The 21,754-nt window shown below is 63.3% G+C and carries 23 protein-coding genes and 1 tRNA gene; 11 read left to right on the plus strand and 13 right to left on the minus strand.

All coding sequences use genetic code 11. The features are described from left to right. Positions 1–19: 19 nt before the first annotated feature. Both AC1DXU_RS19060 and AC1DXU_RS19065 read right to left on the minus strand, forming a co-directional pair. Entirely contained in the window at positions 20–994 is a 975-nt protein-coding gene (locus AC1DXU_RS19060; RefSeq protein WP_477371462.1) for a complex I NDUFA9 subunit family protein, read from the minus strand. 207 nt (positions 995–1,201) lie between these two features. Beyond that, complete coding sequence (locus AC1DXU_RS19065; RefSeq protein ID WP_477371464.1) at positions 1,202–1,483, minus strand: hypothetical protein; 282 nt, start codon at positions 1,481–1,483, stop codon at positions 1,202–1,204. Between the two features lie 322 nt (positions 1,484–1,805). Here AC1DXU_RS19065 and AC1DXU_RS19070 point away from each other — a divergent pair, with 322 nt between their 5' ends. Next, on the plus strand, positions 1,806–2,081 hold the full coding sequence (locus tag AC1DXU_RS19070; protein ID WP_477371465.1) for a hypothetical protein: 276 nt from the start codon (positions 1,806–1,808) through the stop codon (positions 2,079–2,081). Positions 2,082–2,131: 50 nt separating this feature from the next. Here the strand turns inward: AC1DXU_RS19070 and AC1DXU_RS19075 are convergent, their stop codons facing one another. The 5 genes from AC1DXU_RS19075 to AC1DXU_RS19095 all read right to left on the minus strand — a co-directional run bounded on the left by AC1DXU_RS19075 (position 2,132) and on the right by AC1DXU_RS19095 (position 6,568). Further along, positions 2,132–3,133 (minus strand): Ldh family oxidoreductase, encoded by a 1,002-nt coding sequence (locus AC1DXU_RS19075; protein WP_477371467.1) that lies wholly within the window; start codon positions 3,131–3,133, stop codon positions 2,132–2,134. Between the two features lie 108 nt (positions 3,134–3,241). Further along, a complete protein-coding gene (locus tag AC1DXU_RS19080; protein WP_477371469.1) occupies positions 3,242–4,051 on the minus strand; it encodes an ABC transporter permease in 810 nt (269 codons plus the stop codon). Continuing rightward, entirely contained in the window at positions 4,051–4,716 is a 666-nt protein-coding gene (locus AC1DXU_RS19085) for an ABC transporter permease (RefSeq protein WP_477371610.1), read from the minus strand. Before AC1DXU_RS19085 ends, AC1DXU_RS19080 begins: the two co-directional genes overlap by 1 nt. Positions 4,717–4,908: 192 nt before the next feature. Continuing rightward, on the minus strand, positions 4,909–5,703 hold the full coding sequence (locus tag AC1DXU_RS19090; RefSeq protein WP_477371471.1) for a transporter substrate-binding domain-containing protein: 795 nt from the start codon (positions 5,701–5,703) through the stop codon (positions 4,909–4,911). Positions 5,704–5,755: 52 nt separating this feature from the next. Then, positions 5,756–6,568: an ABC transporter ATP-binding protein gene (locus AC1DXU_RS19095; RefSeq protein ID WP_477371612.1), complete on the minus strand. Its 813-nt coding sequence runs from the start codon at positions 6,566–6,568 to the stop codon at positions 5,756–5,758. 219 nt (positions 6,569–6,787) lie between these two features. Between AC1DXU_RS19095 and AC1DXU_RS19100 the strand changes: the two genes are divergently transcribed. Together AC1DXU_RS19100 and AC1DXU_RS19105 are read left to right on the plus strand one after the other, a co-directional pair. Continuing rightward, positions 6,788–7,636, plus strand: coding sequence for a dimethylarginine dimethylaminohydrolase family protein (locus tag AC1DXU_RS19100; RefSeq protein ID WP_477371614.1), 849 nt, complete (start codon positions 6,788–6,790; stop codon positions 7,634–7,636). Further along, complete coding sequence (locus AC1DXU_RS19105) at positions 7,633–9,213, plus strand: 5-guanidino-2-oxopentanoate decarboxylase (RefSeq protein ID WP_477371473.1); 1,581 nt, start codon at positions 7,633–7,635, stop codon at positions 9,211–9,213. Before AC1DXU_RS19100 ends, AC1DXU_RS19105 begins: the two co-directional genes overlap by 4 nt. Here the strand turns inward: AC1DXU_RS19105 and AC1DXU_RS19110 are convergent. Continuing rightward, positions 9,200–9,379 carry a hypothetical protein gene (locus AC1DXU_RS19110; protein ID WP_477371474.1) on the minus strand — a complete coding sequence of 60 codons (180 nt, stop codon included), beginning with the start codon at positions 9,377–9,379 and terminating at the stop codon, positions 9,200–9,202. The two genes, AC1DXU_RS19105 and AC1DXU_RS19110, sit on opposite strands and share 14 nt — an antisense overlap. Here AC1DXU_RS19110 and AC1DXU_RS19115 point away from each other — a divergent pair. Then, a complete protein-coding gene (locus AC1DXU_RS19115; protein ID WP_477371476.1) occupies positions 9,378–10,175 on the plus strand; it encodes a capsular polysaccharide synthesis protein in 798 nt (265 codons plus the stop codon). The two genes, AC1DXU_RS19110 and AC1DXU_RS19115, sit on opposite strands and share 2 nt — an antisense overlap. A 120-nt stretch (positions 10,176–10,295) precedes the next feature. Beyond that, the gene (locus AC1DXU_RS19120) at positions 10,296–11,003 is read left to right on the plus strand and encodes an SDR family NAD(P)-dependent oxidoreductase (protein WP_477311263.1); all 708 of its coding nucleotides are present in this window, start codon (positions 10,296–10,298) and stop codon (positions 11,001–11,003) included. A 99-nt stretch (positions 11,004–11,102) separates the two neighbouring features. Here the strand turns inward: AC1DXU_RS19120 and rpsA are convergent, their stop codons facing one another. From rpsA to aroA, 3 genes are all read right to left on the minus strand, one after another. After that, positions 11,103–12,800 carry a 30S ribosomal protein S1 gene (gene rpsA, locus AC1DXU_RS19125; protein WP_127259581.1) on the minus strand — a complete coding sequence of 566 codons (1,698 nt, stop codon included), beginning with the start codon at positions 12,798–12,800 and terminating at the stop codon, positions 11,103–11,105. A gap of 205 nt (positions 12,801–13,005) precedes the next feature. Continuing rightward, complete coding sequence (gene cmk, locus AC1DXU_RS19130) at positions 13,006–13,656, minus strand: (d)CMP kinase (RefSeq protein ID WP_477371478.1); 651 nt, start codon at positions 13,654–13,656, stop codon at positions 13,006–13,008. 245 nt (positions 13,657–13,901) lie between these two features. Continuing rightward, complete coding sequence (gene aroA, locus AC1DXU_RS19135; RefSeq protein WP_477371479.1) at positions 13,902–15,260, minus strand: 3-phosphoshikimate 1-carboxyvinyltransferase; 1,359 nt, start codon at positions 15,258–15,260, stop codon at positions 13,902–13,904. 194 nt (positions 15,261–15,454) lie between these two features. Between aroA and AC1DXU_RS19140 the strand changes: the two genes are divergently transcribed. Continuing rightward, complete coding sequence (locus AC1DXU_RS19140) at positions 15,455–15,844, plus strand: TIGR02300 family protein (protein WP_477371481.1); 390 nt, start codon at positions 15,455–15,457, stop codon at positions 15,842–15,844. Between the two features lie 172 nt (positions 15,845–16,016). Beyond that, positions 16,017–16,092 (plus strand) — tRNA-Ala (locus tag AC1DXU_RS19145). 23 nt (positions 16,093–16,115) lie between these two features. Here AC1DXU_RS19145 and AC1DXU_RS19150 read toward each other — a convergent pair. Further along, a complete protein-coding gene (locus AC1DXU_RS19150) occupies positions 16,116–16,436 on the minus strand; it encodes a hypothetical protein (protein WP_477371619.1) in 321 nt (106 codons plus the stop codon). Here AC1DXU_RS19150 and AC1DXU_RS19155 point away from each other — a divergent pair. The 4 genes from AC1DXU_RS19155 (at position 16,381) to AC1DXU_RS19170 (ending at position 20,131) form a co-directional block, all read left to right on the plus strand. Continuing rightward, positions 16,381–16,866: a hypothetical protein gene (locus AC1DXU_RS19155; protein ID WP_477311270.1), complete on the plus strand. Its 486-nt coding sequence runs from the start codon at positions 16,381–16,383 to the stop codon at positions 16,864–16,866. The two genes, AC1DXU_RS19150 and AC1DXU_RS19155, sit on opposite strands and share 56 nt — an antisense overlap. Positions 16,867–17,059: 193 nt before the next feature. Further along, positions 17,060–18,499 (plus strand): aldehyde dehydrogenase family protein, encoded by a 1,440-nt coding sequence (locus tag AC1DXU_RS19160; protein ID WP_477371483.1) that lies wholly within the window; start codon positions 17,060–17,062, stop codon positions 18,497–18,499. Between the two features lie 42 nt (positions 18,500–18,541). Further along, entirely contained in the window at positions 18,542–19,120 is a 579-nt protein-coding gene (locus tag AC1DXU_RS19165; RefSeq protein ID WP_477371485.1) for a DUF1349 domain-containing protein, read from the plus strand. Positions 19,121–19,138: 18 nt separating this feature from the next. After that, positions 19,139–20,131, plus strand: coding sequence for a glycosyltransferase family 10 fucosyltransferase (locus AC1DXU_RS19170; RefSeq protein WP_477371487.1), 993 nt, complete (start codon positions 19,139–19,141; stop codon positions 20,129–20,131). A 56-nt stretch (positions 20,132–20,187) separates the two neighbouring features. Here the strand turns inward: AC1DXU_RS19170 and AC1DXU_RS19175 are convergent, their stop codons facing one another. Beyond that, positions 20,188–21,753: a glycosyltransferase gene (locus AC1DXU_RS19175; protein ID WP_477371489.1), complete on the minus strand. Its 1,566-nt coding sequence runs from the start codon at positions 21,751–21,753 to the stop codon at positions 20,188–20,190. Between the last annotated feature and the right edge of the window lies 1 nt (position 21,754).

A 21,754-nucleotide genomic window follows, 5' to 3' on the forward strand; every position in this document is an offset into this window, starting at 1 on the left:
TTCAGGCAGGCGCGTTGAATTATGCGGCAGGCCGGCGCTGGAACTGGCCGGCGGCACGAAAACGCCAGAGATAGCTCGGCAGGATCGTTCCGATCGACTGCGGCTGGATGCCGAGCCCGGTCAGCGTCCTGTTGTCCTTGGAGGCCGCATCCGACACGATGTTGTGTTCGCGCAGCTGCATCACCTGGTCCTTGGTCAGCAGCGGATTGGGCAACAGGCCGAGGATCGATGCCTGGAGGTTTGCCACCCACCACGGCACCGGCACCAGCAGCCGCTTGCGTTCGATCACGGTGAGCAGCTCTTCCATGCACTGCTTGAAGGTCAGCACCTGCGGTCCGCCGAGCTCGTAGATCTGGCCACCCTTGACCTTGCCTTCGACCGAGCGTGCCACCGCTTCGGCGACATCACCGACATAGACCGGCTGGAACTTCGTCCCACCGCCGCCGATCAGCGGCAGCACCGGCGAATAGCGCGCCATGTTGGCGAAGCGGTTGAAGAAGCCATCCTCCGGTCCGAAATTGATCGACGGCCGCAAGATGACGGCATTCGCGACCGTCTCCAGAACCGCCTTTTCGCCGAGCGCCTTGGTGCGTGCATAGTGCGATTGCGAATGCAAATCCGCACCCAGCGCCGAGATGTGTGTGAGCCCTGCGCCGACCGAGCGCGCGGCTTCGGCGATGGCGCGGGCGCCGAACTCATGCACGGCGCCGAATTTCTGCCGGCCGCCCTCATGCAGGATGGCGACCAGGTTGACGACATGGTCGGCGCCTTGCACGGCGCGGTCGACCGACCAGCGCATGCGCACATTGGCCTGCACCGGCTGGATCTGGCCGACATTGCCGAGCGGCTGCAGATGTCCAGCGAGATCGGGCCGGCGGCAGGCGACCCGGATGCGGTAGCCGCGCTTGGCCAGCGCCCGCACGACGTGGCGGCCGACAAAGCCCGAGCCACCGAAGACGACGACGAGCTTGGGGGTCTGCAGGATTTCGGTCATGGTTGGCTCCGGCGCTCGAAAGCTTGGCTGAAGCCGTTTCTTAATCCGTTTCGTGCCAAAGGCAAAGAGCGACCAGAGGTCGCCGGCAATCTGGCTTGGAGCATGCCTTCCCGAGGACCTGCCAGATGCAGAAAACCCCGCCGAAGCGGGGTTTTCCGGATGACTCCATATGGTGTCAGGGGCCGACGGGCCTGACCTGAGACGGTATCAGGAGGGCGTGAAGCAAGTACGCCCACCCCAACCCTGAACATCCGACATGGTGCCACCGACCTGCTTGCAAGCCGCGATGAAGTCGGCGCTGCAATTGGCGAATTTGGCGTGGCCGTTCTTGCAATAGTGATCCTCGGTGGCGCCGCCGCTTGGCGCGGTGATGACGCCTGGCGCGGACGGCTTGACCGGTGCGCTCTTCAGCGTTGCGGCCTGGGTGGCGCCCATGAAGGAGCCGAGCAGAAGGACAGCGGTCAGAACGGTGGTCTTGGTGTTGGTCACGGTGATTTCCTTTTGATTGGGTGCGTTTCCGAGGCGCGAAGGGATGCATCCTTCACAGGAAGCAGGATCTCGATACGAGTTGTTGTTCCCCTCGGTTATCGGGCGAGCTCACCTCGCCCTGGACAAGGATGGGTCGCCGCTACCCGCGGAAAGGTTCAAGCGCTATGCGCAAAAATCCACACAGCCTTGCCGCGGGGCTCGGCTGGTCCCTGCCGATCGAAATCAGTCGACCATGGAAGCGGGCCAAGCCGGTGCCCTCGGAACTTTTGTCCGGTTGGCGATTTTGGATGTATGATGTGATTCCGAATGGAGGATATTGCCGATGACGACAAAACGCGTTGCGACTTTCGCTCTCGCTTTCGCAATAGGCGGCAGCGTTTGCGCCTCGGCATTCGCGGGCGAACGGCATCACCACCCAAAACCTCAACCTGAACGCTACGTTCCCGCCGATGGCAACATCATCGACATCCTGTTCGGCGGCCCGCGCTACTATGATCAGATGCTGCTCACGACAGCGGCAGGAGCGTGCTCATACGAGAGGGTAGGACCGGATGCGAATGCGTTGAACAAGATCAACGATCACCACTGCGGCAAGTAGGCTCGGCGCAGCCGGATGGCGTCAGCCAATTACTGGACGAAGAAATTTATTCAGGCGGAATAGCGCTCGGCGAATTCGGAAATGCGCTGGATCACCTCCTTGGGCGCATTGATGCCCCGCGCCTGTGCCTTCTCCGCCGCTTCGGCGCGGGCGCGTCCGGGCACATGCACGCCGTAGCGCCGGCGCAGTCGGTCGAGCTGGTCCTTCATGCGCTGTTCGAAGTCCGGATCGAGCAGCTTGGGCTCGACGGCAAGCACGAACAAGCCGGTTCCGGGGCTGTCCGGTCCACCGCTGAACCACGGCGCATCGAGCGACCAGTTGGCGCCCGACAGGCCGGCCGCCAGCACCTCGACCATCAGCGCGATGTTGGCGCCGCGCTGGCCACCGAAGGCAAGCATGGCACCTTTCATGGCGGCCGCCGGGTCGGTGGTCGGATTGCCGCTGACGTCCAGCGCCCAGCCCTCCGGAATTTTTTTGCCGTCCTCGGCCGCCTTGCGGATGTTGACGAAGGCGGTGGCGCTCGACGACTGGTCGATGACCAGCGGCGCCCCATCGGCGGAGGGAGCGGCAAAGGACATCGGATTGGTGCAGTAGACCGGCTTGATCGAACCCGAGCCGGCAAGCACGGCCGGCCCGTTGGTCGCGGCGAAGGACACCATCCCCAGTGCCGCCAGCCGCCCGGTGAAATAGCCGAGCGCGCCGCACGTATAGGCGTTCTTCTGCGAAAAGATGGCGACGCCGAACAGTTTTGCCGCTTTGGCGAGGTCGTCGATGGTGCGGTCGAAGCCGGTATGCGCCAGGCCGCCGCGCGCATCGGAAAGATAGACCGCCAGCGCCGGCCGGGTGATCACCGGGTCGGCATTGCCGTCGATGCGACCGGCTTCTAGCGCCTCGAGATAGTCGATGAAATGCGACAGCCCGACCGTCGACAGCCCTTCCGCTTCGGCTGATATGATCGAGGCAGTCAGCGATTGCGCCGCTTCCTCATTGGCGCCGGCGCCAAGCGCCGCCATCCGGCACAGTCCTTTTGCCTGGTCGAGACTGAGTTGCATCGCAATGAGTTCCTAAGTGAGTAGCGAATAGGGAATGGCGAATAGGGAAATGGCAAGCTGTCGGCGATCGCCCGTCCCCGATTACTACTCGCTATTGGCTATTCGCTTCTACCCAATTTTGTTGGGAATCCGCGCCTCGATCCTGCTGAAGGCGAAGACCAGAATGCCGGTGATCGTCATGTAGATCAGCGCCAGCAGCAGCAAGGGTTCATAGGTGAGGTAGGTATCCTGCCGCACCTTGGACGAGACGGCGAAGATGTCGATGACGCTGATTGTCGCCACCAGCGGCGTCGACTTCAATTGCAGCACGGTTTCGCCGGTCAGCGTCGGCAGCGCCCGGTAGATGGCCTGCGGCAGCCAGATGCGCCGAAAAGTCTTCCAGCGGCTCATGCCGAAGGCGCGGGCCGCTTCCAGCTGGCCTTTCGGCACGCCGGCAAAGGCGCCGCGCATCACTTCGCCTTCATAGCCGGCGAAGGACAAGGTCAGCGCCAGCACGCCATAGGGCCAGGCTTGTCGCAGATACGGCCACATCCAGGACTCGCGGATCCACGGATATTGCGGAAACAGCGAACCCAGTCCGTAGTAGAGCAGCCACAGCTGGATCAGCAGCGGCGTGCCCCTGATGACGGTGCAGAAGGCCTTGGCGGGTGCCGCGAACCAGAAGGAGCCGGCGGCCTGTGCCAGCCCGAGCGGCACGGCGAGCAGGAAGCCTAGAAAGCAGGTGACAGCCAGGATCCACAGCGCGCGCCAGATGCCGAGCAAACCCATTTCGTAATATTGCGGCAGCCAGTCCCAGCGCATGAAAAAAGCGGAGCCTAAAACCAGCGCCAGCGCGATCAGGATCAGCACGATGCGATGCGGCTGCAGCCACAGCGAAGTCCGTGCTGCCACGTTGATGATCGTCGCTTCGCCGGCCATCAACGCCCCTCCTTGACCGAAGGCATGCCGCGCCGCGACCAGGTCTCCATCCGGCCGATGAAAAAGTTGGAGACGAGCGACAACAGCAGATAGAGTGCGCCAGCGGCGACGTAAAACATGAAATAGGCTTTGGTGACGCCCGCCGCCTGCCGCGTTTCCAGCGCCAGCTCATTGAAGCCGACGACCGCCAACAGCGCGGTGTCCTTGGTGCAGATGAGCCACAGATTGGCAAGGCCGGGTATGGCAAAAGGCAGCATCGCCGGCAGCGTGATGCGCCGCAGCAGCAGGCCGGGAGACATGCCATAGGCGCGGGCAGCTTCAATTTGCCCCTGCGGAATGGCCAGGATCGCGCCGCGTATGACCTCGGTCGAATAGGCGCCCTGCACGAAGCCAAGCACGGCGATGCCGGCGGCCAGTCCGCTGATGTCGATGCGCTGGTAGCCCATCGCCGTCAGCATCTGATTGATCAGGTCGGTACCGGCATAGTAGAGCAGCAGGATCAGCACCAATTCCGGCACGGCGCGAACGACGGTCGTATAGACGGCCATCAGATCGCGCACCACCGGACCGCCATAGAGCTTGCCATAGGCGCCGCCGGTGCCGATCAGCAAGCCAAGCGAGGTGGCGCCGAGCCCTATCTCGACAGTGTGGAGCAGCCCGCGCAGCAGGTTGCCGCCCCAGCCAGGCGGCGTGGGCGAGAGAAGCTCGATGATGCCGGCCGCGGAGGCCGAAAGAAATGCGTCGATCAGCGTCGCCCCCGAATGGCTGGCTAGCCGCTGGCGACACCCGCCAGCGGAAAGCTTTCATGGATGACCCTACGGCGGGCCGTAGGGTCATTCGCTCAAGCGCAGGGGCGGTCAGTTCGACTGCGCGTCGCTGCCATAGATGTCGAAATCGAAATATTTCTTCGAGATTTCTTCATACTTGCCGTTGGCCCGGATGGCCTTGATGCCGGCGTTGATCTTGTCCTTCAGCTCGGTGTCTTCCTTGCGGATGCCGGCGCCGACGCCTGGTCCGAGAACCTCGAGATCCTGCTCGACCATGCCTTTCAGATCGCAGCACGCCTTGCCCTGGTCGGATTTCAGGAACTCGCCAAGCGCGATCGAGTCTGCCTGCACCGCGTCGAGACGGCCGGCGGCGAGATCCTGGTTGGCCTCGTCCTGCGTCTGATATTCCTTGATTTCGGCGGCGCCGGTGAAGTGCTTCTTGGCGTAGACGGCATGCACCGTCGACACCTGCACACCGATGACCTTGCCCTTGAGGTCGTCAGGCGTGGCGCCGAACTTCTGGTCCTTCGGCCCGATGATGGCGGTCGGCGTGTTGTAATATTTGTCGGAGAAGCTGATCGTCTTCTCGCGCTCGGCGGTGATCGACATCGAGCTGGCGATGATGTCGATCTTCTTGGTCGTCAGCGCCGGGATGATGCCGTCCCAGGCCACGGGGGTGATGACGCAGTCGAGCTTCTCTTCGGCGCAGACGGCGTCGATGAACTCGATTTCCCAGCCAACCCATTTGCCGGAAGCGTCCGGCGAGGTGAAGGGCGGATAGGGTTCGGCGGCGACGCCGATCTTGACCGGATCGGCCTTGGCCACACCCATCGCAGCGACGCCGAGCAGAAGCGCTGCGGCAAATGTCTTCAGAACGGTCTTCATTTGGTAAACTCCCAGTTTGTTGTTGGTTCCCCGGTCTTTCGTCCGCCTCGGCCTAGCCGATGTTGCGGATGAATTGCTTGAGCCTTTCGGATCTGGGCGCGCCGAAGATTTGCTCCGGCGGCCCTTCTTCCTCGACCAGCCCGTTGTAGAGATAGACGACATGCGTCGCGACCTCGCGGGCGAATTTCATTTCGTGCGTGACCAGCACCATGGTGCGGCCTTCGCGCGCCAGATCGCCGATCACCCTCAGCACCTCGCCGACCAGTTCCGGGTCGAGCGCCGAGGTCGGCTCGTCGAACAGCATGACGCGCGGGTTGATGGCGAGCGCCCGGGCGATCGCCGCGCGCTGCTGCTGGCCGCCTGAGAGATAGGCCGGATAGACGTCGCGCTTTTCGGCCAGGCCGACGCGCGCGAGCAGCTTTTCGGCTTCAGCGATCGCTATGTCACGCTTGACGCCCAGCACATGCACCGGAACCTCGATGACGTTCTCGATCAGCGTCATATGGCTCCACAGATTGAAATTCTGGAACACCATGCCGAGCTTGGAGCGGATGCGCTCGATCTGCCTGCGGTCGGCCGGAATGGTGTGGCCGTGGCTGTCGGCCTTCAGCCGGATTTCCTCGCCATTGACGCGGATGATGCCGCTGGTCGGGTTTTCCAGGCAGTTGATGCAGCGCAAAAGCGTCGACTTGCCAGAGCCGCTGCCGCCGATGATGGCGATCACCTCGCCGTCGCGCGCCGAAAGCGAAACGCCCTTCAGCACATGCAGTTGGCCGAATTTCTTGTGCAGGTTCTCGACATGGATGGCTTCTGCGGCGCCGTCCTGCGCGGTGTGTTTCAGTGCGGATGCAGCACCCTGCGCCATCATCTTGCCGGCGCTCCGCGGAGTGGCCGGATTCGTCGCTGCTCGATTTTTTTACCCATTACCCGTCACTGGACAGAGTTCCCGATATCAAGATGGACCGTTCCGCTTGCCTCCGTCAACCATGGTTTTTGGACCATTGATCACGGCTGGCTGAGTGGCTATTGGCAGGAAGGGGAATTTCAGGAGAGTTTAGTGGGCAAAGCTTACGGGTCACAGTCCATGGCCGGGACGCTGCAGCGCGTGCTGATGCGTTCCGCCGCCAGTGCCATGCGCCACGCCAAGGCGTCGGAGTGGCACTATGGTCCGGGTTTCGATCCGCACAAGGCTGCCGCCCAGCATGAGGTGCTGACGAGGCTGGTCGCGGCATCGGGCGCCGAGATCGAATGGCTGACCGATGCCGATGACGGGCTTGCCGATTCCGTCTTCACCCACGATCCGTCATTGATGACCGATCACGGCGCCATCATTCTGGCCATGGGCAAGGCCTTGCGCCGGCCCGAACCCGGCCTGCACGAAGCCGCCTACATCAGGATGGGCGTGCCCGTCCTCGGCCGTATCGATCCTCCCGGCCAGGTCGAAGGCGGCGATTGCGTCTGGGTGGATGCCAACACGCTGGCCGTCGGCCGCGGCGTGCGCACCAACCAGGACGGCATCCAGCAGCTCTCGAACCTGCTCTCGCCCAAGGGCATCCAGGTTTTTGGCTTCGACCTGCCGCTGTGGCACGGCGAGGAGGCGTGCCTGCATCTGATGTCGGTGATCAGCCCGCTCGCCGACGATCTGGCGCTGGTCTACGCGCCGCTTCTGCCGGCCGCCTTCTACCAGATGCTGAACGCGCGCGGCATCAAGCTGGTCGAAGGCGACGCCGGCGAGTTCCACGCCTCCAACGGGCTCAGCCTCAATGTGTTGCCGACCGCGCCGCGCCAGGTGATCGCCGTTGCCGGTTTTCCCAAGACCGCGGCAGCCATGCAGGCCGCCGGCTGCACCGTCACGACCTTCGAGGCGGATGCGCTGTGCATCGCCTGCGAGGGCGGCCCAACCTGTCTCACGCGCCCGGTGCTCAGACAATGACGACGGTCGGCGAAGCGCTCATTTCCCTGCTCGAGGCCCATGGCGTCGACACCGTCTTCGGCATTCCCGGCGTGCACACGGTCGAGCTCTATCGCGGACTGGCTCGGTCGAACATCCGCCACGTCACCCCGCGCCACGAGCAGGGCGCCGGCTTCATGGCCGACGGCTATGCGCGGGCCAGCGGCAGGCCGGGCGTTGCCTTCGTCATCACCGGACCGGGGCTGACCAACACCATCACCGCCATGGGCCAGGCGCGCGCCGATTCGGTGCCGATGCTGGTGATCTCGGGCGTCAACGCGACGCCGACACTGGGCAAGGGGCTCGGCCATCTGCACGAACTGCCCGACCAGCGCGGCATGATGGAGAAGGTGGCGCTGTTTTCGCAGCGGGTCACCGACGCCGGCGAACTGCCCGGTGCATTGGCCCGCGCCTTCGCGCTGTTTTCGTCGGCGCGCCCCGGCCCGGTCCATATCGAGATCCCGACCGATGTCATGGTCAAGCCCGCCGACGGCCTCGTCGCGTTGCTGAGCAATGCCGCGCCACCCACGCCGGATGCCGTTGCCATTGCCGAGGCGGCAAAACTTGTCGCCGCCGCGCGCCGCCCGCTGATCCTGGCCGGCGGTGGCGCAAAAGGGGCCGAAGCGCCGCTGCAGCGCCTGGCCGAATTGCTCGGCGCGCCGGTCGTCCAGACGGCCAATGCGCGCGGCCTGTTGCATCGCCATCCATTGTGCGTGCCGGCCAGCCCCAGCCTGAAGGCGGTGCGGGCGCTGATGGCAGACGCCGATCTGGTGATTGCCGCCGGCACCGAGTTCGGCCCGACCGACTATGACGGATACAGCGACGGCGGCTTTGTCCTGCCGGCCAATCTGATCCGCATCGACATCGGCGCCGACCAGCTTGCCCGCCGCCCGGCGACGGTGTCGATCCAGGCCGATTGCAGCGCCGCTCTAGAAGCCCTGCTTGCCGAAATCGGCGCCGCCCCGGCAGGGTCCGGCGACGGCGCAGCCCGCGCCGCGGCCACGCGGCAAGCGGCGTTTGCCGAGCTCAGCCCGACGCTGCAGGCGCAGACGCATGCCGTCGAGACGATCCGCGATGCACTGCCTGGCGCCATCATCGTCGGCGATTCCACACAGCCCATCTACGCCGCCAACCTCTACTACGACCATGATCGCCCGGGCGGCTGGTTCAACGCTGCCACCGGTTTTGGCGCGCTCGGCTATGGCCCGCCGGCGGCGATCGGGGCTGCCCTTGCCATGCCCGGTGTGCCCGTCGTCTGTCTCACCGGCGACGGTGGTTTTCAGTTCACCTTGCCGGAACTGGGTGTGGCACTCGATTCGGCGGCGCCGGTGATTTTCGTCGTCTGGAACAATCGCGGCTATCGCGAGATCGAAACTTCGATGCTCGATGTCGGCGTCGAGCCGGTCGGCGTGTCGCCGGCGCCGCCGGATTTCTGCAAGCTGGCCGAAGCCTACGGCATTGCTGCCGAGCGACTTGCCGACATCAATGGCCTGGCGGTCGCCCTCAAGCGCGCGCGGGCAACCGGAAAGCCGCACGTTATAGAAATCACTGTGGATTGAGCCCTGTGACAGGGGAGGGCGATGACCTGCCGGCGCGTTCGTTCTTCAGCGAGCCGAGGCCGATCCGCGATCCGCTGACAATTCCGTATCTGGCCGCGCCGCGCTGGGTGGCGTCCTCACGCGCCTTGCCCTGGCCGTTGCGAAAGCGTGCCGCAAAGTTTTGCATGAGCTACGCGCGAAAGCGGGACTGGCGTTCCCGTCATATCGCCGTCGACCATTCGCGGTGGTGCTCCACCAGCAAGCCGACCGGCGGCCTGGGTCCGATCTGGCAATACTGGGCGCAAGGCGTCGGCGCAGCGTCACCGGTGGTCAAGGCATGCATGCGCTCCGTGGAGCGTCACAAGGGCGACCGCGAACTCGTCGTGCTCGACGACAGGACCATTGAAAGCCATGTCGACCTGCCCGGACATGTCTGGGACAAGCGCCGGCGAGAGCTGATGAACAGCCAGCATTTTTCCAACTTCATTCGCCTGAGCCTGCTTCACCGGCATGGCGGGACATGGCTCGACGCCACGATCCTGTTGCGGCAGCCCATTCCCGCCGAAATCGAGCGCGAGGATTTCTACATCCTGCGCGAGACCAATCGCCATGCCCGGCTTGTGGAAACCTGGTTCATTCACGCCCGCAAGGGACATCCGCTGGTCGAGACCGTGCTGCACGCTTTGACGGATTACTGGAAGACGTACGACGCGCTTCACCACTATTTCATGTTCCCGTACCATTTCGAGGCTTCGCTGCTCCTGCACCGTCAGCTTCGGCATGATTTCCTGCGCATGCCCCAGGTCGGCGCGGATCGACCGCATGCGCTGCAATGGCTGCTCTTCGAGCCTTTCGACGACGTCGCCCACCGCACCGTTTTCGATCGTTTCTGGCTGCACAAGCTCACCCACAGAGCCAAGCGCCCGGCGACCGCTGGACATCTGTTGTGGGATGCGATCGTCGACGGCTGGCCGACGACCTGAAGCGATGCAAAGACGCGACCCTGCCATGTCGATATTTCAGTTGAGCAATCGTGCTAAAGGCGCGACGTTTGCCGCCGGCGCGGCATGAGCATAAAAAAATAATGACAGGAGCGGTCGAAGATGACGCAAACACTTGATGGCAAGCATATCGTGGTGACCGGCGGCACCGGGGCGCTCGGCGGCGCGGTTGTCGGCAAGCTGCTGGGTGAGGGCGCCATCTGCCATGTGCCCAATGCCCATGCCGCGGCACCTTCGCACTTCCCCTTCGCGGCCGATGATCGCGTCCGGCTGGTGCACAATGTCGATCTCTCGGACCCCGCCAAGGTTGAGGCGTTTTACAGCCAGGTTCCGGGTCTGTGGGGATCCATCCATCTGGCCGGCGGCTTTACCGCAGCACCGGTGGAGAAGATCGAGTCGGCGTCCTTTGCCGAGATGATGGACACCAACGCCCGCACCGCTTTCCTGTGCTGTCGCGCGGCGGTGCGCTCGATGCTGGCGTCAGGCACGGCGGGCCGCATCGTCAACATCGCCGCGCGGGCGGCATTGGAACCGCGTAAGGGCGCTGGCTCGGTGGCCTACGCCGCCAGCAAGGCAGCGGTGGCAGCGATGACGGTGGCGATGGCCGAGGAGCTGAAGCACAAGGGCATCCTGGTCAATGCAGTTGCGCCATCCACCCTCGACACGCCGGCCAACCGCGCCGACATGCCGGATGCCGACTTCACCAAATGGGTCAGCCTTGAAGCGGCCGCCGAGGCCATCGCCTATCTCGCCTCGCCGGCCAATCTGGCGATGAGCGGCACGCTGGTGCCGCTTTACGGCAGGGCCTGAACTTAGAAACATAGTTCAAAGAAAAACCCCGCCGGATCGCTCCGGCGGGGTTTTTCATTTTCAAATGACGGCCGCGCGACGAGCGCGGCGTCGTTGTTCTTAGCTACCCTGCTTCTTCAGCGCGGCACCTAGGATGTCGCCCAGCGAAGCGCCGGAGTCGGTCGAGCCGTACTGTGCGACTGCTTCCTTCTCTTCGGCGATTTCCAGCGCCTTGATCGAGACCTGCAGCTTGCGGGTCTTCTTGTCGAAGGCGATGACGCGGGCGTCCAGCTTCTGGCCGACCGAGAAGCGCTCGGGGCGCTGCTCGTCACGGTCACGGCTGAGGTCGTTGCGCTTGATGAAGGTCTCGATGCCGCTGTCGACCAGCCGCACTTCCAGACCGCCATCCTTAATGCCGGTGACTTCACAGGTGACGACCGCGTTCTTGCGCAGTTCGCCTGAAGTCGCCGCTTCGCCGACCGTATCCTTGGCCAACTGCTTGATGCCGAGCGAGATGCGCTCCTTGTCGATGTCGACGTCGAGCACCTGCGCCTTGACCATGTCGCCGCGATTGTACTCTTCGATCACCTGCTCGCCCGGACGGGTCCAGTCGAGGTCGGAGAGATGGACCATGCCATCGACGTCGCCTTCGAGGCCGATGAACAGGCCGAACTCGGTCTTGTTCTTGACCTCGCCCTCGACCTGGCTGCCGACCGGATGGCTCGAGGCGAAAGCCTGCCACGGATTTTCCAGCGTCTGCTTGAGGCCGAGCGAGATGCGGCGCTTGGCCGGATCGACCTCGAGCACCACCACGTCGACTTCCTGCGTCGTCGACAGGATCTTGCCGGGGTGCACGTTCTTCTTGGTCCACGACATTTCCGAAACGTGGATGAGGCCTTCGATGCCCGGCTCCAGCTCGACGAACGCGCCGTAGTCGGTGATGTTGGTGACGGTGCCCTTGATCTTCTTGCCGATCGGGAACTTGGTGCCGATCTCGGACCACGGATCGCTCTCGAGCTGCTTCATGCCGAGCGAGATACGGTGGGTTTCCTGGTTGATGCGGATGATCTGCACCTTGACCGTCTGGCCGATGTTGAGGATTTCGGTCGGATGGTTGACGCGGCGCCATGCCATGTCGGTGACATGCAGCAGGCCGTCAATGCCGCCGAGGTCGACGAACGCACCGTAATCGGTGATGTTCTTGACGACGCCTTCGACAACCTGGCCTTCTTCGAGGTTCTGCACGATTTCCGAACGCTGTTCGGCGCGGCTTTCCTCAAGCACGGTGCGGCGCGACACCACGATGTTGCCACGGCGGCGATCCATCTTGAGGATCTCGAAGGGCTGCGGGTTGTGCATGAGCGGCGAGACGTCGCGGATCGGGCGGATATCGACCTGGCTGCGCGGCAGGAAGGCCACGGCACCGTCGAGGTCGACGGTGAAGCCGCCCTTGACCTGGTTGAAGATGACGCCTTCGACGCGTTCACCCTTGGTGAACTTCTCTTCGAGACGGACCCAGCTCTCTTCGCGGCGGGCCTTCTCACGCGAAAGCATCGCTTCGCCAAGCGCGTTCTCGATGCGCTCGACATAAACTTCGACGGTGTCACCGACCTTAAGGGTGGTGTCCTTGCCCTTGACGCCGAATTCCTTCAGCGGCACGCGGCCTTCGACCTTGAGGCCGACATCGATGATCGCCATGTCTTTTTCAATGGCGGTGATGATGCCCTTGACGACCTGGCCTTCACCGGAATGGCCGGCGGTAAATGATTCTTCGAGCAGGCTCGCGAAATCATCGCGAGTGGGATTTGCAGCTGACATAGTTTCTCCTGGAGTGCCCCGCATCTGTCGCGGGACGGGCGCCGTGGGTTAGCGTTGCGTTAGCCTGCCGGCGTTCCGGGCAAAAAGCCCTTGGCCGCTCTTTAAGCGGCAATTCCGGCGCATGAAGAATGCTGGCAGACTGGTTCGTGCCCGATATGGGTATCTTTTTCGCCACCGGCAATCGGCAGCGCGAGGGAAACCCGGCTCAGGCTTTGTCTCTCTTGGCCAAAACGTCGTCGATGATCGCTCTCGCCGCCAGAAACGCGGCTTCTATAGCCATTTCGCTGGTATCAAGCAAGTGCGCGTCGGCGGCGGGCTTCAAGGGCGAGTCGGCGCGGCCCATGTCGCGCTCGTCGCGGCGCACGATATCGGCGAGGATTTCGGTGAAATTGGCGGTGCCGCCGATGCTTTCGATCTCGGCCAGCCGGCGCTGTGCCCGCACCTCGGCGCTGGCCGTCACATAGAGTTTGATGTCGGCATCGGGGCAGACGACGGTGCCGATGTCACGGCCGTCGAGTACGGCTCCAGGCGGCGTTTTGGCGAAGTCGCGCTGCTTTTCGACGAGGATGCGCCGCACCGTTGGAAACACCGCGACTTTCGAGGCGGCCTCGCCAACAGCATGCGCAGACAGCACGGTCCGGTCGAGCTTTGCCAGGTCAACCTGGCGCGCCGCGGTTTCGGCGGCAGAGACATTGTCCAGAGGCAAGGCGTGCTGGAGCAGCGCATAGGCCACCGCGCGATAGGTGAGGCCGGTGTCGAGCAGGTTCAGCCGGTAGTGGTCGGCGAGCCGTCGGGCCAGCGTGCCTTTGCCGGCGCCGGCAGGGCCGTCGATGGCGATCGTGAAGACGCGAGTCATTGGCGGACCAATGAAAAGTGCAGGCGCCGCGATCCTTCGCGCCCCCCTCTGTCCTGCCGGACATCTCCCCCACGAGGGGGGAGATTGGCCGTCATTGCAGCCTTCGCCAATTGTCCACGTTGCAGGATTGCGCGGAGCGCCAAAGCTGCCAATCTCCCCCCTTGTGGGGGAGATGTCCGGCAGGACAGAGGGGGGCGCTGTCCCTCCGACGTTCCAGTCTGGCCCCTATTGATTGCCATCAACTGTTACTCAATCTCCGCGCCCAGACCCTTCATAAGCCCCATGAACTCCGGAAAGCTCGTCGCAATCATCGCCTGATCGTCGATGGTCACCGGCTTCTCCGTCGCCAGTCCCATCACCAGAAAACTCATGGCGATGCGATGGTCGAGATGCGTCTGGACGGTCGTGTCCGGCCCGTTAGGGTGTCTGCCCAATCCCTTGCCGCCCGGTTTGCCGCGCACGGCAAGCGTCGCCTCGCCCTCGGTGCAGTCGACGCCGTTGAGCTTCAATCCGTTGGCGACGGCCGACAAACGGTCGGATTCCTTCACCCGCAGCTCTTCCAGCCCCTGCATCAGCGTCTCGCCCTCGGCGAAGCAGGCGGCGACCGCAAGCACGGGGTATTCGTCGATCATCGTCGGCGCCCGCTCCGGCGGCACCGTGACGCCCTTCAATTCGGAATAGCGCACGCGCAGGTCGGCGACGTCCTCGCCGCCTTCATTGCGCGGGTCGAGAATGTCGATCCTGCCGCCCATTTCCTGCAAGGTCAGCAGAAGCCCGGTGCGGGTCGGGTTCATCAGCACGTTTTCAATGGTGATGTCGGAGCCCGGCACGATCAGTGCCGCCACCAGCGGGAAGCCGGCCGAAGACGGATCGCCCGGCACCGCGATGGTCTGTCCGGTCAGCTTGCCCTGGCCTTCGATGAAGATGTGGCGCACGCCGCGCTCGTCGGTCTCGACCGACAGATTGGCACCAAACCCCTTCAGCATCTTTTCAGTGTGGTCACGTGTCATCACCGGCTCGATGACGGTGGTGATGCCTGGCGTGTTCAGCCCGGCCAGCAGCACCGCCGACTTCACCTGCGCCGAGGCCATCGGCACGCGGTAGGTGATCGGCGCGGCGTGCTTGGGCCCGCGCAGCGTAATCGGCATGCGGTCGCCCGGCGTCGCCTTCAGCACCTGCACACCCATCTGACGCAAGGGTTCGAGCACGCGGCCCATGGGACGGCCGGACAAAGAGGCGTCGCCAATGAAGGTGGTTTCCATGTCGTAAGTGCCGACCAGGCCCATGGTGAGACGCGAGCCGGTGCCGGCATTGCCGAAATCGAGCGGGCCTTCCGGCTGTAACAGCGCGCCATTGCCGGTGCCGCGGATGACCCACTCAGTGCCAAGCTTCTCGATATGGGCGCCCATTGCCTTCATGGCGGCACCCGTGCGCATCACATCCTCGCCCTCCAGCAATCCGGTGATGCGGGTTTCGCCGGAGGCGAGACCACCGAACATGAAGGAGCGGTGCGAGATCGACTTGTCGCCGGGCACGCGCGCCGCGCCGGAAAGGGCTGATGATTTGCGGGCGGTGGCCGGCTTGGCAGCGGCGGCGTGAGACATGGAATTTCCCTGGACGGAATGCCGGCATGCCGGCGCTTTTCATTTGTTGCGGCGGTCTCGTATCACGGCGAGCACAAATGGTCATCCCCTCGCGCGAGGCCTTTCAGTGCTTGGTTTTGTGACGCCGGCTTTTCGCTTTGACAGCGCGGTAAACAGTGGTTAAGGGGACCACTCTTTTATCTACGAGGCTTGCCGTGGCAAAATCCGAACTTGGCTCAAAACGCGTCGACCCCGAGACGGGCCGAAAATTCTATGACCTGAACAAGGACCCGATCGTCTCGCCCTATACCGGCAAGAGCTATCCGCGCTCCTATTTCGAGGAAGGCAAGATTGCCGCCATCGAAGAGGAAGAGGAAGTCGCCGAGAAGGAAGTCGATGCCGAGGAGGAAGAGGGCGTCGAGATCGTTCCGCTTGAAGAGGCGGACGAGGACGTCAAGGGCGACGATCTTCCCGATCTTGGCGACGACGAAGACGAGGTCGACCTCGGCGACGACGAGGATGACACTTTCCTTGCCGACGAAGAGGAAGAAGACGACGATGTCGCCGACATGATCGGCGTTGGCGACGACGACGACGAAGTCTGATCAGCCTTCTGATGCAAGCACTTGCCTGCTTTTGTGGGCTGTGACGAAAAAGCGGTTCTTGCAGGCTTGATATTCAGGGAAGGCGGGGTTAGAAGCCGCCTGCACTAACGGCGCGGTCTCAACCCGCGCCGGATCTCTTCGCCGGAAACGGCGCCGGCAGACTGCCGGAAGTGGGGCCATAGCTCAGTTGGGAGAGCGCTTGAATGGCATTCAAGAGGTCGTCGGTTCGATTCCGATTGGCTCCACCAAATTTCTCTAGCATTGCAGTGGCTTAGGCTTCGCGGCCTACCACTACCTGCCCGGAGGCGGGCTGGCCGTCGCCGACGGCTACGGCTTCCTGACGGGCGGCAAATGGTGGGTCGTCGTCTTCAATTCCGCCGCGATCGTCTCGCTGGTCATGGCGACCAACCTGATCGCCCAGGGCATGGGCGCCTTTGAGAATGTCGAGAGGTAGCCAAGGTCGCTCTTTTCCAGAGCGGGCGACGCTGTCGTGGGTTAAAAACGTCTCTGTTTGATTCGCCTCTTCAGGGAACGGCATGAGCAAGGCCCTCACTTCATTCGCATTGGTTGCCGTACTGACGGCTTTGCTCATGGCGCTGAGCCTGGCTGTCGCCAGGCATGGCTACCCATACGGCGTGATCGGCGTGAAACGCCTGGACGGCATTGCCGATGCCGGGTCGTTTATCCCGCTCGCCGCCGTCTACTTTTTCAGCGCCATGCTGATGATGATCCTGCCCATTCGAGCCGCCGGTGTCGTCCTGACCAATGCCGCGGACGTGATCTTCTGGGCGACGATCGCCCTGTTCGCGACCATTGTTGGCTGCCTTGTCACCAGATGGGCTTTCGGTCAGAGCGGTGCCCTGTGGGCGCTCCTGAACTGGCGGTTCCTGTTCGTCGCCGCCATCGTCGGCTGCCATTTCATCATGAATGAGCTGCGGCGCAATGTCCTGCTCAGAAGCCTGTTCTTTGTTGTCTTTGCCGTCGCGACGCTGGCCTGCCTGTTCTGGTCTTTTGCGGGCTGACGGGAACCGATCTCGTTCCGACCTTCCAGCCAGAGTGACACGCAGGCTTTCGCCGGCGCGCGTCATCGGCTATCGAGATTTGAAACGTCATCACACCATCGCTATTTGTCTGATAAATGACTTGGGCGACAGATGACTGGGTGATAGATGACCCCGGCAGACGGCGCCACCAGCGAACCTACAAGGAAAGACCATGACCCTGTTTCGTAAAAATCTGATCGACGGCGAGTGGGTGGGCGAGGCCGGCTCCCGCAACATCAACCCTTCGAACACAGGCGACGTCGTTGGCGAATATGCCTCGGCCGGCGCCGAACAGGCCCTGCAAGCCATTGCCGCGGCGAAAGCCGCCTTTCCGGCCTGGTCGCGCTCCGCGCCCCTGGTGCGCCATGCGGTGCTGAAGAAGGCGTCGGACGAGATCATGGCGCGCAAGGATGAAATCGGCCGGTCGCTGGCGCGCGAGGAAGGCAAGACGCTGGTCGAGGGCATCGGCGAGACAATTCGGGCCGCCCAGCTGTTCGATTTCTTCGCCGGCGAGACGCTGCGGCTGGCGGGCGAACTGGTCCCCAGCGTGCGGCCGGGCGTCGGGGTCGAGATCACGCGCGAGGCCGTCGGCGTGGTCGGCATCATCACGCCGTGGAATTTCCCGATCGCCATTCCGGCCTGGAAGATTGCGCCGGCGCTCGCCTACGGCAACACCATCGTCTTCAAGCCGGCCGAACTGGTTCCGGAAAGCGCCTGGACCATCGTCGACATCCTGCACCGCGCCGGCCTGCCCAAGGGCGTTCTCAATCTTGTCATGGGCAAGGGCTCGGTGGTCGGCCAGGCAATGCTCGACAGCCCCGACCTCAACGCCATCACCTTCACCGGCTCGGTCGGCACGGGAAAACGCGTCGCCGCGGCAAGTGTCGAGCATATGCGCAAGTTCCAACTCGAAATGGGCGGCAAGAACCCGCTTGTCGTGCTCGACGACGCCGACCTTGCTGTCGCTGTCGACTGCGCCGTCAACGGCGCTTATTTCTCGACCGGTCAACGTTGCACGGCGTCGTCCCGCCTGGTGGTGACGGACGGTATCCACGACCGCTTCGTCGAGGCGCTGAAGGATCGCATGAGCAAGCTGGTCGTCGGCGATGCCTTGGATGCAAAGACCCAGATCGGCCCCGTCGTCGATGGCAGCCAGCTGAAGCAGGATGAGGACTACATCGCCATCGGCAGCAAGGAGGGCGGCACCCTTGCTTTTGGCGGCGAGCGGCTCGATCGCGAAACGCCCGGTTTCTATCTCCAGCCGACGCTGTTCACCGAAACCACCAACGCCATGCGCATTTCGCGCGAGGAGATCTTTGGACCAGTCGCCAACGTCATCCGCGTCAAGGATTATGACGAAGCGCTGGCGGTGGCCAATGACACGCCATTCGGGCTGACCTCGGGCATCTGCACCTCGAGCCTCAAGCATGCCACCCACTTCAAGCGCAATTCGGAAGCTGGCATGGTGATGGTCAATCTGCCGACGGCGGGCGTCGATTTCCACGTTCCCTTCGGCGGCCGCAAGGGGTCGAGTTACGGCCCGCGCGAACAGGGTCGCTACGCCGTGGAATTCTACACCACGGTGAAGACCGCCTACACATTTGCCGGCTGATCAATCCGGCGGCAGGACGGACCAGGCAGGCAAAGCAAACGGATGACATCATCTCACCATGCGGACCTGACCTGGCTCAACCCGCCGCCGCATCACGCTTTCGGCGACAATACGGTTCATGTGCGCACCGGCAAGGAAACCGACTTCTGGCGCAAAACCTTCTACGGCTTCTGGCGCGACAATGGCCACTTCCTCTATCGGCCGGTCGAGGGTGATTTCAGCGCCGAAGTCACGGTCAAGGGGCGCTATGAGGTGCTCTACGACCAGGCCGGGCTGATGGTCCGGCTGAGCGAAACGCACTGGATCAAGGCCGGGATCGAGTACACCGACGGGCTGGCGTACTTTTCCGTCGTCGTCACCAACGATACCTCCGACTGGTCGCTGGTCAGCATCGCGGCCGATCCGACCGGCGTCAGGATCCGCTTGACCCGCCATGCCGAGACCATCCGTATTCAGTATCTGGCCGACGGCCATTGGAAGCCGGTGCGGCTTGCCTATTTCCCGCCCTCAAAGTCGGTCGATGTCGGCATGATGTGCTGTTCGCCGCAACGCGAGGGCTTCGAGGTCACGTTTTCTGACTTTTCCGTCGGACCGGCGATCCCCAGGGACCTTCACGACTGAGGAGGCCCAGAGACCCCGATGCCACCGAACGCTCCGCTGATCCTCTTCTACACGTCCGTCTTCGGCAAACCCGTCGATATCGCAGCGATCCCGCAATGCGCCTCGCCGGTGCGATGGACGACCGACCGCGCTCGCCTTTCCGAGGCGGCTGCGGTTGTCTTCCACCTTCCGGATGCGCGCGAGAGCGGTGATGCCCGCAAATATCCGGGTCAGTACTGGGTGGCGTGGTCGATGGAGAGCAACCGCAACTACCCTTGCCTGACCGATCCCCGGTTCATGAAGCACTTCGACATCACCATGACCTACGAATCCGGGTCGGATGTCTGGACCCCCTATCTTCCCGTTGCGGGCTGGTGGGAAGACGCGCGGAGGCGCTCAACGCCGTCGAAAACGGAAAGCGCTCCCGTTGCGCATTTCCAGTCCTCGGCGATCGACCGCAGCGGCCGCGCTGCATTTGCGGCCGAGCTCGCCCGGCATATCGGCGTCGATTCCTATGGCCGGCATCGTCCCAACCGCTCGCTTGATGGCCCCGATCTTGGCCGGCAAACCAAGCTCGAAACCATTGCGCGCTATCGCTTCTGCCTCGCCCTGGAGAATTCCATCGCACCGGACTATGTAACCGAAAAAATCTTCGATCCGTTGCTTGCCGGTACGGTGCCGATTTATCTAGGATCTCCGAATGTCGCCGAATTCGTCCCCGCGGGTTCGTATATCGACGCGGCGACCTTCGGCAGCCCGGCGGATCTCGCCTCTTATCTGCGCCATCTCACGGAAACGCCGCAAGCCTATGAAGCCTATTTTGCCTGGCGCGCAAAGCCGTTGCCCGAGCCTCTCGCCTGCCGTCTGCAACAGCTTGAGACAGCGCCAAAGTGCCGCCTGGCCGCACTTGTGCATCAGCGTTTGCAGGATCGTCCTGGCCAGCCATCCGGCCGTTCATCGCTGCCCTTCGGTCACGTCGCTTACGTGAAGGCCCGGCTGTATCGCTGGCGCAGAAATCGTCGACTGCGCTAGCTGCACCCGGTCCGGCAGGAGCCTGCCCTGCGCTGATTTTGATCCCCGGGCACCGATCACCACGGGACATGCAATATCTCAAGTTTGGGAAGCCCGACCGGTCTGATGCCGAGATCGTTGGCCAGCACGCCGAAGGCTTCGGTTTCGATCAGGTCGCGATAGGGAATCTCCGGAAAGCGAAGCCCGCCGCGATGCAGTGCGGCGTCGACCAGAAGCATGGTTCCGCCGACGCCATCGAGACCGATGCTGTCGAGGTGCCTGACATCGCTGAGGTAAAGCCGGCTCATGGATTTGGCAGGAGGTTGGTAGAGCCCGCCGCGTATGTCGCGATAGTAGCGATAGTCCTTTTGCGGACGGATGGTGATGAAGCTGTTGAGGTCGAAGCTGTCGCCGCCGGCGATCTTTACGCAGTGGGGGACAGCGATGCGGTGTCCGCTTGTGATAAGCCGGCTTACGATATCCCTCGGGAATTTCCAGACATCGATGTCGATCCACAGCGCCCAGTCGTCATCGGCGTCGAGCCCGTGATCGATCAAATGGTTGCGCACCTTGGCAATGGCGCCCCGCCTCTCCAACTGCTGTCGCGGCTTCGTTCGCTTCGATCGGTCAAGGCTGGTGCCCACATGCTTCTGCAGCAGGACGATCCCGCGATAGCTGTCGGCAAGCGGCGCCACGGCCGCCTCCAGCCTTTCCCAGCTCCCATCCGAACTGTCGCCTTCGCAGAAGGCCAGCTTGATCCTGTCCTTGGGGTAGTCGAGCGCCTGCAGCAAATCGAGAAAAGGCTGGATATGGTCGGCCGCATCGCGCAGCGGCACAAGGATGGCGATATTCTGGCCTGCCGGGTGCGGCGCCGAGAGTGCCGCCGGACTGACACTGGCTTTCGTCGCCGCCTCGTCCAGATGCGCGCCGCGCGTCAGATGGTACCAGGTCCGGTAGAAATGGTCGCGAAACCTGTCGCGCCATCGCGGCTCCGGCCGTTTGCTCCACCATGTGCCCGCCCAGTGATGGATGGACAGCGTCGGCGCTCCGCTGCCGTCCTTCCGGCCAGACGAGTCCACGGGTGTGAACAGTGCCGCTGGATGGATGGCGAACGCCGACTGATCGCCATAGCCGAGTTGGGCCGACGTCAGCACGCAAGGGCCGGTTGCATCGAGCGCCTCCTTGGCGTGCGCCAGTCCAGGCAGCAGGGACAAGACCTCCAACCAGAAGGGGTGGCGGGGCGGGCTGGCCATCGTGCCGTTGAACAAAAGGTAGGGCAGGCCACGAAAATCCGCCTGAACGAGCGCATGGGTGTCCGGCTCCTTGCAGAACACGATCCGGTCCTCGTCCAGAAGCGGATCGAATGGCGCGACGCATTCGCAGTCGATGTCGGCATAGACTCCGCCAAAATGATAAAGCAGCAGGTAGCGCCCGGCATCGGCGCGCAGCACACCGCTGAAATAGCCGCAGAAGGTGGCCAGGAAATCCGGGTAGTGCTCGGCGACGAATTCGAGCAGCATCCGGTCGTTCCAGAACATCATCGTCCAGTCGGGATGGTGCCGTTTCCAGCTCTCGACATAGCCTTGGAAGCGGGCAGGGACGCTGTCGGTCTTCCAGGTCTGGTGCAGGATTGGCGGGATCATT

It is taken from the genome of Mesorhizobium sp. P3_A10, assembly GCF_056403175.1.